11 protein-coding genes are annotated in these 14,205 nt (G+C 40.1%); 8 read left to right on the top strand and 3 right to left on the bottom strand.

What is annotated here, in order from left to right:
• The first annotated feature begins 232 nt into the window (after positions 1 to 232).
• The 5 genes from J0A69_RS08070 to J0A69_RS08050 all read left to right on the top strand — a co-directional run bounded on the left by J0A69_RS08070 (position 233) and on the right by J0A69_RS08050 (position 3,162).
• Complete coding sequence (locus J0A69_RS08070; protein ID WP_206586054.1) at positions 233 to 868, top strand: MOSC domain-containing protein; 636 nt, start codon at positions 233 to 235, stop codon at positions 866 to 868.
• Between the two features lie 42 nt (positions 869 to 910).
• Entirely contained in the window at positions 911 to 1,345 is a 435-nt protein-coding gene (gene arr, locus J0A69_RS08065; RefSeq protein WP_206586053.1) for an NAD(+)--rifampin ADP-ribosyltransferase, read from the top strand.
• A gap of 2 nt (positions 1,346 to 1,347) precedes the next feature.
• A complete protein-coding gene (locus tag J0A69_RS08060; protein ID WP_206586052.1) occupies positions 1,348 to 1,650 on the top strand; it encodes a DUF1330 domain-containing protein in 303 nt (100 codons plus the stop codon).
• 9 nt (positions 1,651 to 1,659) lie between these two features.
• On the top strand, positions 1,660 to 2,598 hold the full coding sequence (locus tag J0A69_RS08055; RefSeq protein ID WP_206586051.1) for a hypothetical protein: 939 nt from the start codon (positions 1,660 to 1,662) through the stop codon (positions 2,596 to 2,598).
• A gap of 66 nt (positions 2,599 to 2,664) precedes the next feature.
• Complete coding sequence (locus J0A69_RS08050; protein ID WP_206586050.1) at positions 2,665 to 3,162, top strand: hypothetical protein; 498 nt, start codon at positions 2,665 to 2,667, stop codon at positions 3,160 to 3,162.
• A 61-nt stretch (positions 3,163 to 3,223) separates the two neighbouring features.
• On the opposite strand, the gene J0A69_RS08045 is transcribed toward J0A69_RS08050, so the two are convergent.
• Positions 3,224 to 4,369: a cystathionine gamma-synthase gene (locus J0A69_RS08045; protein WP_206586049.1), complete on the bottom strand. Its 1,146-nt coding sequence runs from the start codon at positions 4,367 to 4,369 to the stop codon at positions 3,224 to 3,226.
• A gap of 131 nt (positions 4,370 to 4,500) precedes the next feature.
• Between J0A69_RS08045 and J0A69_RS08040 the strand changes: the two genes are divergently transcribed.
• The gene (locus tag J0A69_RS08040; protein ID WP_206586048.1) at positions 4,501 to 5,196 is read left to right on the top strand and encodes a TVP38/TMEM64 family protein; all 696 of its coding nucleotides are present in this window, start codon (positions 4,501 to 4,503) and stop codon (positions 5,194 to 5,196) included.
• 94 nt (positions 5,197 to 5,290) lie between these two features.
• Here J0A69_RS08040 and porU2 read toward each other — a convergent pair whose 3' ends face one another.
• Together porU2 and J0A69_RS08030 are read right to left on the bottom strand one after the other, a co-directional pair.
• A complete protein-coding gene (gene porU2, locus J0A69_RS08035) occupies positions 5,291 to 10,315 on the bottom strand; it encodes a putative type IX secretion system sortase PorU2 (protein ID WP_206586047.1) in 5,025 nt (1,674 codons plus the stop codon).
• Positions 10,312 to 11,406 carry a putative type IX sorting system protein PorV2 gene (locus J0A69_RS08030; RefSeq protein WP_206586907.1) on the bottom strand — a complete coding sequence of 365 codons (1,095 nt, stop codon included), beginning with the start codon at positions 11,404 to 11,406 and terminating at the stop codon, positions 10,312 to 10,314. The genes porU2 and J0A69_RS08030 overlap by 4 nt, the downstream gene beginning before the upstream one ends.
• A gap of 390 nt (positions 11,407 to 11,796) precedes the next feature.
• Here J0A69_RS08030 and J0A69_RS08025 point away from each other — a divergent pair, with 390 nt between their 5' ends.
• Positions 11,797 to 12,126, top strand: a complete 330-nt coding sequence (locus J0A69_RS08025) for a PadR family transcriptional regulator (protein ID WP_184492743.1) — start codon at positions 11,797 to 11,799, stop codon at positions 12,124 to 12,126.
• Positions 12,127 to 12,234: 108 nt separating this feature from the next.
• Entirely contained in the window at positions 12,235 to 14,193 is a 1,959-nt protein-coding gene (locus J0A69_RS08020; protein WP_206586046.1) for a PspC domain-containing protein, read from the top strand.
• Positions 14,194 to 14,205 lie beyond the last annotated feature (12 nt).

The following is a 14,205-nucleotide window of genomic DNA, read 5'->3' as shown; positions in this document are numbered from 1 at the left end:
CTGTCAAGGGTACAAAAAATAATTTTTGCTAGAATCTATCCAATGCCAAAGGCATGAAAAGTACCAACCCTGAATACAGCGCAGCGAAATTCAGGGAAAGAGTCAACAATCTTCAATCTAGAGTGCCAAAGGCACGATCAGTTCTTTCTAAGAATCCATAGAAATGAAACTCAAAAGAAATATATAAAAACATGATATATTAGCTTTGGAACTAACCAAGCCTATTTTTAGTATGAATATTATCTCAACGAACCTTGGAAAACCCACCACCTTTATGTGGAATGGAAAAGAGGAAACAACAGGAATTTTTAAAAAACCGATCGATAGCCCAATCTTCCTTACCAAAAATGATGTGCTTTCGGACGAGGTTTCCAATCGTCTGAATCATGGGGGATATTACAAAGCCTGCTATGTTTTCTCTGCGGAGCAATACCCCTATTGGAAAACTTTATATCCTGATTTGGACTGGTCCTGGGGCATGTTTGGGGAAAATCTGACTGTCTCTGGACTCGATGAAAACACAATTTTCTTGGGAGATGTCTACCAAGTGGGAGAAGCTTTGGTTCAGGTTTCCCAATACCGCGAACCTTGCTACAAGTTGGGCCACAAGTTTGGAACCCAACAAATGATTAAGCAATTCATCCAACATGGATATGGAGGAACCTATTTGAGTATTCTGGAGGAAGGAAATGTAATAGTCGGAGATGAATTTAAGCTAGTTGAAAGAGAACAAGACAGGCTTTCTGCAGCAGCTTTATTTCAATTGGTTTTTGCAAAAGAAAAAGATCCTGAGCTTTTAAAAATTGCTGCAAACAGCAAAGCAATTCACCCAAAAAAGAGACTGCTTCTTACCTCCTGGATTCAATGAGTTTTCTAAACTCAATTAAAAAACTCTAAAGGATTTTCAACTATGACTCAAGATCTGGATTCAAAGCAGCCCAAACCTTTTGCTCAGACATTCTTTCATGGAACCAAAGCAGATCTGAAGATTGGTGATTTAATCCAGCCGGGATATAATTCCAACTACGGGAAGCGAAAAAATGCCAAATATATCTTCCTTACTGCCACACTTGACGCAGCGATTTGGGGAGCTGAACTGGCTCTTGGAGAAGGAAGAGAAAGAATTTACTTAGTTGAACCAACAGGTCCAATTGAAAATGATCCTGACCTTACGGACAAGAAATTTCCTGGAAACCCTACTCAATCTTATCGATCGACTCATCCTTTCAAAGTAGTGGGCGAAGTTGGCAGCTGGCAAGGACATCTCCAAGAGCAGGTATTAGCGATGAAAACCCAACTTGAAAAATTAAAAGAGCAAGGAATAGATTCCCTAAATGACGAATAGCCATGATTTATTTCACCCAACTTATTTACATCTTAGATGGTCAAGAGCAAACTTTTCTGGAATTTGAAGATGTCGCCATCCCTTTGATCGCAAAATATAATGGCAAACTCCTACTTCGATATAGGCCAACACCTGATAATATTATTGAAAAGAACATGGAAATGCCCTATGAAATCCATTTGGTTGAATTTGAAAAAGAAGAAGATGTAGCAGCCTTTTTCCGAGATGAGGAGCGGAAGAAATTCCTTCATCTCAAAGAACAATCAATCAAATCCACTTGGTTAATCAAAGGATCGAAGATTTAAATCGAAAAAATGAAATCATTCAAAACACTACTATTATTAATTATGATCGGACTTTTAAATTCCTGCTTTGGAAAAAAGGATATTAAAAAAGTTTATTTGGCAGGATGGGAAGTTGAATTTAATGGAGATGAAAGAAATCAAAAATTCATGGAGACCCAAGGGATAGATAAAAAAACAGCCTTGTCCATTTTTTCAGCTATAGAGTTAGAATATGAGGATGGAAAATTGATCCGGGCATTTGATATGGATGAAGGTGATAGGCAAGCGAGAGAACTCACCGAGGAAGAACTTGGCCAACCCTACAAAGATGTCCCAGTACATACAGTTTATAACCTTTATGAATCGAATGATGGGCAAAGCTATTTAGGTGGTGAAGTTCCAACAGATTTCAACATTCCCAAATTTGATTTCATAGCTCCATTTCAATTTATTGGAACTCTTTCTAGTTCTGATGAGGCTTTCCAATGGCTTCCTTTTGATTTACATTTAACTGCTCCATTATATATGGAACTAGATAAAATTTTTCTGGATTATTCAGACCCACTAAACCCAAAAGTCATAAACTTAGAGGAACTAAAGAACTCAGAAAGTCCATTCCCAAATTTAAAACCCGATTCAGAAATAGTATTTCAGAAAAAATATATATCTGGCCAAAAATCAAACTACTTTGGAAATGAATTTGGGGAATCAGTTATGGGACATACTGGAGTTCCTACATGGATTCAATTCCCAGATATCCCTTCTTGTCCCAAATCCAATAGAACCATGAGGTTTGTGGTACAAATTCCAAGTACTACTGGAATAATAACAGAGCGAAGTAACGTTGAATCTTCCAATGATGGACTTCAACGCTATTTAGAGAAATTGAATTTTGCAGCAGATGGTGATCTTTTTGTTTTTTTTGAGCCGGAGAGCAAGGTGGTTTGTTATTTAATTCAAAATACTTAACTAAGCTGACCTGTTTTAGACAATTATATGAATCAATAAAATGGAATCAGAAGAAAGATCAAATAGTTGATAATGAGAAAAAGCATATTCCTAATTATTGGATTTTTTAATTTTGCCTTCTGTTTTGGGCAGTCAGATTATGTGATTTTATCAGATCAAAAAAGAATAGATGAATTAATCTCCTCAAAAAACATAGTAGCAAAGTCCGCAAAGACGGTGGATCTGACAAAAAAAGAAATCAATTTATTGGAAAAACTGCTTAAAAAATCAATTGATAACTATAATGGCAAACTTAGTAAAAGCTCGAAAAATTATGGCAGATCCGAGAAATTCATCGAATTGTATCAGATTAGAGAATTAAAAAATTACACGGTTCAATATGTTCCCTATTTAAATGATGAAGGGGAAAAAGAAGTTTGGATTAACGGATTTTGCAATCATGCTGAACCAAACTGGAAGACACAGATTATCTATTATTTAGATGGAGGAAATTGCATTTTTAACATCCGTATAAACTTAACTACCAAAAAATGTTTATCAATTAAAATAAATAATATTGCTTAATACATTTCAAAAAAACCAGCCTCATCAGCTGGTTTTTTTGAAATAAATGAATGTTCTAAAATCAGATTTTCGAAAGGGCATTTGCCAAATCCTGCTTCAGATCTTCTGCATCTTCTACTCCTACACTCAGTCGGATCAAAGAATCTACTAAGCCTACTTTTTCTCTTTCTTCTCTAGGAATACTTGCATGCGTCATAGAAGCAGGATGTCCACAAAGTGACTCCACTCCTCCCAGAGATTCTGCCAATGCAAAAAGATGAAAATTCTCCATCACAGTTTTTGCATCTTCCAGTCTATTACCTACCAATGTAAAGGAGATCATCCCTCCAAAGTCTCTCATTTGCTTTTTAGCGATGTCATGATTTGGATGATCTTCAAAACCTGGCCAGTAGACCTTGGCTACTTTCGGATGGTTTTTAAGGTACGCCGCTATGGTCTTACCATTCTGGCTATGACGCTCCATTCTTAGGTGAAGGGTTTTGATTCCTCTCAATACCAAGAAACAGTCCTGAGGACCTGGTGTAGCACCGCAGGCATTTTGGATAAATACCAATTTAGAAGCAAATTCATCGTCATTCAAAACCAAGGCTCCCATCACCACATCGGAATGTCCCCCTAGGTACTTGGTCACGGAGTGCATCACGATATCAGCACCTTGATCCAATGGATTTTGGAGAAATGGTGAAGCAAAGGTATTGTCAACAGCAAGGAGAACTCCATGCTTTTTTGCAACTTTTGAAACCCCAGCGATATCAATGATATTCATCATCGGGTTGGTTGGAGTTTCCACCCAGATCATCTTAGTGTTTTCGTTGATGTAATTGGCGATGGATTCTGGATCACCCATTGGAACAAAGTGGAATTTGATCCCATATCGTTCGAAAACTTTGGTGAATAATCGGTAAGTCCCACCATACAAATCATTGGTTGAGATGATTTCATCTCCAGGGCTGAAAAGCTTCACAACTGCATCGATCGCTCCCAAACCAGAGGAAAAACAGATTCCATGTTTTCCGTTTTCGAGGGCCGCAAGGTTATCCTGAAGTGCGGTACGAGTTGGATTATGCGTTCGGGAATATTCATATCCCTGGTGATCACCCGGGGAACGCTGAACATAAGTTGAGGTTTGATAAATCGGAGTCATGATGGCTCCTGTACTTGGATCAGGTGCAACCCCGGCATGGATTGCTTTGGTGCCAAACTTCATATCTATTTGGGGTTTTATTCTATTTGTAATGAATGCTAGGAAAGAATCCTTTCCATATTGCTTGATTTCGGGTTTCCCTTGCTAAACTTGCAGGCGTTGAGAAGAATCTTCTTCCCAATAGGTGATCAAAGATGACAAAAAAGGGCAGTATTTTCAAAACTATTTCCTCTTACTATGGCAAACATCCCATAGGCATCCTTGCATGGCTTTGGGTAAGTGCGATGCCCTTCATCGGTTCCACGATTTTCGCAGTGAACTACAATTTTCTGGAAAAATACAGCCTGGAAAATTTTTCAGATTATTTGATTTATACCCTAATCGGTGCTTTCCTAATGGGATTTGCATTGTTGCCTACCACCCTGATCGCTTTGGCTTCGGGTTTCTTTTTTGGATGGATTTCTCTCCCTTTTCTCATTTTGGGCTATTCGCTTGCCTCTGCAATCGGTTATGGGCTGGGCAAAATCATTAACATGGAGCTTACGGAGCAACTCTTTCAGAATAATCCCAAATTTCAAGCTGAGATAGAAGCGCGGAAGGAAAAGGAGGGGTCGCTTGTGTTTTTTGTCAGGATCAGTCCAGTGGTTCCTTTTGCGATTTCCAATTTCCTTTTTGCTTCCTTGAATGTCAGTTTGTTGAAAGTTTTACTTTTTGGAATACCAGGGATGCTAACACGAACAGTCATTGCTTTCAGCGCAGGAGTGCTCGCTAGTTCGTACATCGATGCGCAGCAATCCATGAATACTCCTCTGCAATGGGGAATCGGATTAGGGTTGCTTCTCGTGGGATTATTGGGGATTTATGGATACGTTAGAAAGAGGAAACAGTGATTAGTAATCAGTGGGCAGTGGCAGTTGGCAGTCGCGATTTTGTCAGCATGAGCGTTGTCGAAGGCAATTGCAATAAAACACTCAGAAAATCGAATCAACGAAGTAAATACATCTTTCCATAGCCTTTCTTAAAGGCTTTGTCCCCAGCCGTTGGTCGATGCTCCATAAACTGACCGTTTTTGCGGACAAGCACCCTATAAATATAAACGCCATTGGCCAGCTGATCCCCATATTCATCCTTGCCGTCCCAAGCGTATTCTGTCAGGTTATTTCCGATCCGGATTGGTCCTAATTCATTTTGAAGAATTTCCCTAACCACTTTTCCAGTGACCGTCATAATCTGGATTTTGATTTCATCAGGCACCTCTGATCCAGTGACTGTAAACACAAATCTTACACTGGTACTAAACGGGTTTGGATAAGGATAAAAATTAGTAATCTGAGATTCGTTCACCACCTCAAATGTGATCTGATAAGGCTGGGGTGAATCTTCGTTTTGGATCATCAAAGTATAAACCCCATCTTCCAAAGGACCTGGCAAGAAAGAAACTTTGAATCGCTCGTTTTCAGATGCTGGAGTCCAAGTCAGATTCGGATCAGAAAAATTGACTCGTTTGAAATCACAACTTTCGCAGTTTTGCTTCAAGAAAATCTCCATACCAACCGTATCCTTCTTATAAAGTAGCGTTTGATCATTCACCAATTGGGCTGTCACCAAAACAGAAGGAGAAACGATGTCTCCATCCATTATATAAATCCCATCAAAGTTCACATCCAATAAAGAGGTTGACTCATCCCCTTCTACCAACACATAAGGCCCAAAATCGATTTGGTTATTTCTGTATGTTTGCTCTTGCTGGATTCTTGGATTGGCAAAAACCTGAAGCTCGTTGGTACCAGCTCTACCAATCGAATTAAAATCAAGACCAAATTCAAAAGACTCGCCAGCTTTCAACGCTGGGAATTTCTTGGAGAAGCTTTCAATTTTCTTAGAAGCAACATTCGTCCACTTCCAATCCACCTGAATGGAATCCAGAAAATCGTATCTGGAAATATTCTTGAACTGAAGCAAAATACTCGTTTCCTGACCTTCTTTTAGATTGATCTGAGGCTGAGAAGTTTTGACTGTCAAAGCTCCCTCAGGCACTCCCGTATAGTTAACCTGCCATTTATCCAGTTGCGCCGGAGCAGTGGATTGCGGGTCATTCATCGCAAAACGCAATCTCAAATATGGATAGGTTCCCGGATCAACAAAACTCAGATCGATTTCTCTATCCACTGATCTTGGCAAGATCATTTCCTCTGAACCATCGGTTTTTACACCCAAGATATCAAAATAAGTGAAGTCCTCTTCATTTATCCAGTTTCTGGCATTGACGTTTTGGAAGAAACGCTCCCAATTTGAAGCTGGCCCCACACGTGGTGTCAAAATCAAACCATTGGTGATGTAGCCATCCAGTTCTGTTTCAAAAGAAAGAGTCTGCTGATTTGGCAAAACTTCACCATTTGGATTTCCCAGGATTTCAATCGCCTCACCTGGTTTCATTCCTTTTCTTCCGTATAGGATGTATGGATCGCCGGTTTTCAGATTTCGAAGGGTTGCTTCATTGGCTCCAAATTGTCTCAGATAGGCATAAGCTTCATCTGGCCAAGCATCGAATGTCACATTACCCACCGTAAAAATCACTACATAATCCCCATCTTTCAACCCATTGGTGTATTGCTCCAGCATGGTTTGACCCGGAGTGGTAATCCAGGAATTTTGAATGCTTTGAATGACTTGAGGCACTCGACCACAAGCCCTAGCATCCAAAATATCAAAACCTGGAACCGGAACCGGTAAATAAGGCATCAGGCTTTTTTGCTCAAAAGTCACCAAACCCAACGAGCCATTTGGACAAAGCCTGCTATTGGCATTATTGACATTGTCAATAATCTGCGGAACCTGATCTAGGTAAAATTGGGTATTTCTAAAACTCAAAGTATCTACGGCTGCGCCAACTGTAAATACCTCGAATCCCAATTTCCTATCCAGGTATTTAAAACCATTTCGCTGCGCATTAATCTCCAGGTTATCCAATTGATTTTCTTCCAATTGGGCGATGGTTCTTTGCGTCCAACCTTGAGGACCATTTGGAATGAAAGAAAAGCTAGAATTGGTCCAAGCATCTGTTTCTCCAGCTTGAGGTTCCTGAAATTTTGATCTCCAATAATAAGTGACACTATCATTGGCAACAGGTAGCGAAACTGACCATTCTGCCAAACCCGCTGTTGTAATCCTGATTTCCTTTCTATTTGCGGAATTAAACTCGGATGAAGTATCCAATTGTAAAATGACTGTTCGATCAGTTGAAGGTTTTCCTGGGATCTGAGCTATTAGTTTCATCTCTTGATTCGATACAATTCCATAATCAAGAGGATAGAGATTTAGGGTTCCGCTCAGCGAAATAAATTGACTGACAGTAATCAGATTATTTCCATAGGTCATTTCAGGAATTTCTTTTCCTGGATTTACCTCAAGTGTAAATACATTTTCTCCTGCCGAATTCAAACCCATATTTGGCACCGTAAAAATGAGAGTATCACGTCTGGAGACATAAGGTATTTTTACCGGATCAAATGCAAGCTCAGTTCCATCAGGAAGCTTTCTTTTGATTCGATAAGTAACCGAATCAGTATTGACTATTCCTAAATTCCGAAGGACAAAAGATAATTTAATGCTGTCAGACAGCGCATTGAGCGGATTTTCATCGAAGCTTTCAAAGAATACTTCACTTTCATCCAAGGAATAATCAGCCTTGTTGGCAGGGAACATGCGCACCCCAGGATCTCCTAAAAGAACCATTTGCTCCATATGGGAATAACTCAAGGGAACGGTTCCAAATTGATTTACAAAATCAGTTTCCGCTTGCTGCTTTACCTCTCCAATTGTCTTATAGATACTGGAGCTATCGGCAAAAGCTTTTGAGTAGAAGGAGTTGGAGTATCGGTTCAAAACAATATCGACACCCACAGAAGTATTTGCCATAATATTGGAAGCACCTTTGCCAGGCGTCATCACCCAATCTTCTCCCTGGGTATAAACAGTCCCGTAAGCACTTCCATAATCACAGCCATTGAATAGCATGACAGGATACTTTCCTTTGTTCTGATAGTTCAATGTAGGATCCGATGCAAATCCAATTTCGATATCAATAACCGTGGGTGCACCATGACCGAAGAAAGTCACCAAAGAGCGTCCTTCATTTAGGTCTCCCGTGATATCAATCAGTTCAATGGTAGAATTCGATCGTTTACGATAGGTTGTCACATTTCCACCTAAATAAAGACCCTCCGCAATATTTTTATAGTTATTCAAGAAATTGAAATAGCGATTCAATTCAAATTCAGACACGCCTCCACTCAAGTGAATCAGCTCTTTTTGCCAAGGTGCAGAAACACCTACTGCATCTTTTTCAATGGCTTTATCCAGGTAATCTGCCAATTGTTGAGAGTTTTTAGCTGGAATTCTACCCACAGCCATTGCCGGGGAATCCGGGTTGGCTGGATCCAAGCCAACCACATAATTATTATCCGAAATAGGATATCCTCCTGGTGGAATCAAGCTTTGAAATGCAAATGCAGAAGGATTGTTTCTGTAATAATAAGTCACACCATTCTGCCGGGCAGTAGAATACATGGTCAAAGCTCTACCTGCCAAAAGCAAATGAGTTGGTTTATGCGCTGGATAGTAAGTTCTCAGAAATTCGAAAAGTGCCGTTGGAGATTCTTCACCGTATCCGTATTGGTCATAAATTTCCTCCATAAAAATGGTCAAGGTCTTAAAACCTCCACCTAAGGGTGATGCCCGATGGGCGGCATAAGATTCCAAAGGATTTTCATATTGGTTTGAAGCTTCTTCCAGTTTATGATGGCCAACCAAAATATAATCTGCATCCTGAGCCAGATAGTTTTTAAACTGAACAGCTTTCATCTGATCAATCATGCGAACAGTAGACGCATTTTGAACCCAAATTCTACTGCTATCAGAAGCTACAGCACCAGTAAAACTGAATTGGCCAGTGGCTTTGCTCAAAAGAACCTGCTGAGGATTGCTAGGATCAGAAATCTCGATTGCCTCGTAAGATTCATTAGCTTGACTAATTGTAATTCGCTGATTTCCCGGAGGAGTGATAAATATCTCCTTTTGGAAATCACCTGAATTTACTCGCTCTTGAAAAGTGATCTTCGCATAGGCTATCGAGATATTATCTGCACCTTCCGTACCAGCAGACTGAACAGTGACAACTGTTGAGCCATCTGCGTTGAAATCATTCATCGTAACCGGAATGGTCAATTGAGGATATTCATAGCCAAAGAAATTCTGGGTATTGATGACTCTTTGGGAAGAAGCAGTTTTACCGATAGAAATCCGGGTAATATGATTATGCAGTGACCTGCCAACCAATCCTATTTCAAGCTTTGCATTACCAGAATTAGCCATTAGACCCAATCCGGTAAATTGGATTTGTCTGGAATTACCTTTTGTAATCACCGAACTCATCCAGCCTTGACCAGTATCATATACCGAAAGACGGAAATCAAAAGCATATCCTACACCCAATGAATATTGCTCGCCAAATACTTCCAGCTTTTCTGAACTGTAAGTTGTTATTGCAGGTAGATTGGCGGCAGGTGCCGGACGAACCTGCATTCTTTTTCCCTGAATATTCGGAGAAATAGTCAGGAAAAAAGCCGTGCTATCTGAATGTGTATTGAAATAAGGGTTCGGGATCTTATCGAATCTGGTATAAAGAAGAGAATCCAAGGTTCCGTCATTTCTCAGACCATAAAAATCAATGTAATCCCCCGCATCAAACTTTCCGTCATTTTCACCTGCAACTGCAATAGCAACTTCTTTTCCTCGGTGAAAAAGCTGGATATTTCTTGGGTCAATTGTATTGACATTGACACCAGATGCAGCGAGGCTTTCACTGCTTATCCTGTAAATTCCATCTTCTGCGGTAAGGATTTTATAATACGTTTGATTATAGGAATACCATGCGGGTTGTTGTGCTTTGCTGGTAAAAGCCAAAAATAAAAAGCTGCATATGAGGAATAGATTCTTTAGGTTTTTCATCGATTCCATCCTTTAAATTTCCTAAACTCCGCATCAAGTTTTTCCAAACTCACCTTTACACTAAAGACATGTGAATAGGGTGTTTCGGACACGTTACCAATATCTGATAGCGCATAATCAATCTGGAACTTTTCATTGAGCACGACTCCCAATCCCATACTTGGTTGAAAATTAAGTGATCGACTTCCGTCAAAATCCTTGATATACTGAAAATTTCCGACGCCTGCTCTGAGATAAGCAATCTTTTGAAAACCAGCTTCAATCCCGAATTTCGGATCAATACTCATCAAAGAAGTGCTGATCAAGGTATTCCTGTTGCCATCAAAAGTCATGTCCAAGTCCGCGACAGTAAGTAAACTGAAATTGCCTTTGAGATTCCAATCGTAGGCTATGCTACCAATGGCTCGAGGAAGGGTGAGCTCCACAGAGTTCAAAGGTACCTCATTGTCTGTCTGGGCATAGATGTCACGAACCAATTCTGCATCATGGGACCAGGCATTGAAAGTGGTTGTAATATCGCGGACCATCAAACCCAAAGTCAGACGCTTATGAATATAGATTCCACCTATATCCAGCCCAAAACCCCAAGCTTGCGCAAACTTTCCTACATTCCTATGAATCACTTTTGCATTTGCCCCTACTTTAAACTTATCAGATAGATCTCGAGCATAGCTTAAAAGCAAGGCATAATCCGCTGCATTAAAGAATTGAATGTTATTGTAATTGAGTGCACCATTGGCATCGTAAAGAAATCTTGTATCAGGAATATCATCCACACCAAATCGGATCAAGGATACAGCAACCTGACTTTCTGATTTGATAGGGGTCGAAAAACCCAGGTAATCATATTGGGCTACCCCGGCAAAATATTCCGAGTGCATGAGAGTAAACTCGTATTTATGCTGAATACCAATCAAAGCTGCGGGATTCCAATAAGCAGCTGTAACATCTCTTGCCGCAGCGGCTTGAGCGCCTCCCATACCCAAAGCCCGGGCCCCTACCCCAATACTCAAAAATTCATTGGAATATTTGGGAGCAAGCGATTGCGACCGCGCATGCCTTGGAGAAAAAATCACCAAGGAAGAGATTATAAAAAAGAGAGCGAAAGCTAATTGCCTGGTCTTCACAAAAACAAAATAAAGCAAATATCTAAGTCGTTAATATTACTTGCCGTTTTTCTTTTGAATTTAAATCAACTGTACGGCACCGAACAGATTTCTGTCCACTTTTTTGCACTTTTCGAAGCGAAAATAAAATGTTACACTTCGGGCGATATTTTTTTTATTTTTTTTCAAAACCACAAAACCGCCCTAAAACAACCTGAAAGGGATATAAATTGGAATAAGGTATAGCAAAGAGGCTATTTATCGCAAGGAATTAGGTTATACAAGGTAGCTTGGAAAATATTGGTATCATTTTTCTACCAAAAGAGGAAACGGAATAGGATAATTCCGAATGCAAGGAAATCAAATCACCTTACTATGAATGTCGCCAACACACAGATTCAAATGCGCAAAGGACTCCTGGAGTTTTGCGTTTTGCACATTATCTCCAGGGGTGAGGTGTATACTTCTGACTTGATTGATGAACTTACCCAGGTTCAGATGATCGTAGTCGAAGGAACACTCTATCCCCTTCTTAACAGACTAAAGTCTGCATCATTGGTTCAATATCGCTGGGTAGAATCTGAATCGGGCCCTCCTCGGAAATATTATTCCATTACAGAGGAAGGAAAAGAATTTCTAGGGACACTTTCTGAAACCTGGACATCGCTAGTCAATTCCACCTTACAAATCACCTCTAAGAATTGAATCATGAAAATGAGCAGCATAGTCCCAAATCTGGCAGGCATACAGGATAGCAAGATTCCCTGTCCTACGACAGGCGGGCATGTGGCAACCCTCTAAATTGAACAACACATGAAAAAGACGATAAGCATCAACATCAGTGGAATTCTCTTCCACATAGAAGAAGACGGATACGATACCCTCCGGAAATATCTGGACGCTATCAACAAGCATTTTTCTTCTTATAAGGACAATCATGAGATTATTTCGGATATCGAAAACCGAATTGCCGAGATTTTCCTGAGCAATCTGAAAAACAACAAACAGGTCATCACAGCTGAGAATGTAGAGAAACTCATTGAAAAAATGGGGACAATCGCTGACTTCGCTACGGTGGAGGATGAAAAGACGGAAGAGGAATATGATCAGACCTCCAACGCAAAGGACGAGGACTACTATAAATACGTAACTCCTCCTCATGCGGAAAAAGGCGGCTACAAGAAATTAATGCGTCTTGAAAACAAGAAGATCCTAGGTGGGGTATGTGCGGGTATCGCTCATTACTTCTCCATCGATCCACTGTGGACTCGATTGATTGGGATTCTTTTGCTGTTCAGTGGCAACTTGAAATTCAACCCTGGTCTGTTTGATATCATGCCATTTGATAACTTCAGGTTTAGCTTTAGTTTCGGGTTCTTTGCGATTGTTGCTTACATCGTGTTATGGGTTATCCTTCCTGTATCCTATGAAATCAATGAGGATAAAAACATCAAGAAGCTCTATAGAAATCCAGACGATAAAGTATTAGGAGGCGTGGCTTCAGGTCTTGCTGCCTATTTTGGAATAGAGGTTATCTGGACCAGACTTACCTTTGTGTTGTTGATTTTGGCAGGAGGATCAGGATTCTTGATCTATTTGGTTCTTTGGATTATTACGCCGGTTGCCAGTTCGATTACCGAACGGATCCAAATGAAAGGTGGAGAAATCACCTTGGATAACATTGATACCACTGTCAAAGAAAGCCAGAACCCAATTCCTCCTATACCTGAGTCAAACACAAGAAAAATCCTTTTGACACCATTTAGAGTAATCGGTCAGGTGATAGAGGCTATAGGAAGCGCTTTGGGTCCTGTAGGTCGGGCACTTCTAGCCGTAATTCGTGTGATTTTCGGTTTGTTTGTCTTCTTCCTGGGTCTAGTTATTACGATAGCTCCTTTGATGGCTCTAGCAATTTACTTCGGTATCTTCACTAATGATGATTATGGCGTGATGATGGATAATTTCCCAATTGAACTCTTCTCAAACCTAGTACCGGTTTGGTTGATTGTAGCAGCATCCTTCTTATTGATTATCCCAGGTATTATCATCTTGCTACTCGGTCTAAGTGTCCTTGCTAAAAAGAATATTATCGGAGGCAGAATGGGCTTAGTTGCTCTGGGACTTTGGTTACTATGTATCGGAATCTGTGGATTCCAGATTCCTAGAATCGTGGCTTTGTTCAAATCAGAAAACTGGTTCAAGAGTGAGCAAGTACTTCCGGTTACTGAAGGCGTGATGATTCTGAACCTGAACCCGATATCAGATGAAGCTTCTTTCAATAGAGTAAATCTGAAAATCGAAGGAACTGCCGATACAGTAGTTACTCTGACAAAAGATGCCTTCTCAAGAGGTAGATCAAAAGCAGAGGCAATGGAAAATGCTGAGAAAATTGTCTACAATTATTCTGTAAGAGATAGTGTGGTAACTTTTGATGAAGGGTTTGACGTGAATTCTTTACAGACTTTCCGCGACCAAAAAGTAAATCTTGTCTTGAATGTTCCTTATGAGAAACCATTTATCATGGAGCGATCACTGTTGGAAATCATCAGAAACACCATCTATAGAAACGGATACAAATCCACTGATGTAAACCAGCGAAATGTCTGGGTGTTCAATGAAGCTGGGTTAGTTTGCATCACCTGCAATGAACCTGATGAGGATGATTTTGAGGATGAGGATACAGAGGCTGTTTATTTGGATTCCTTGTCCAGAGAACAACTCGACAGTCTCACGAGACTTAAGTTCTCTGACAGTTATTTTATCAAAGACTAATTGCAGAGGCAT

The organism is Algoriphagus pacificus (assembly GCF_017254845.1).
In the GTDB taxonomy this organism is placed as follows: Bacteria; Bacteroidota; Bacteroidia; order Cytophagales; family Cyclobacteriaceae; genus Algoriphagus; species Algoriphagus pacificus.
The sequence above is the reverse complement of the archived record's forward strand: the minus strand, read 5'-3'. Positions and strand labels throughout refer to the sequence as shown.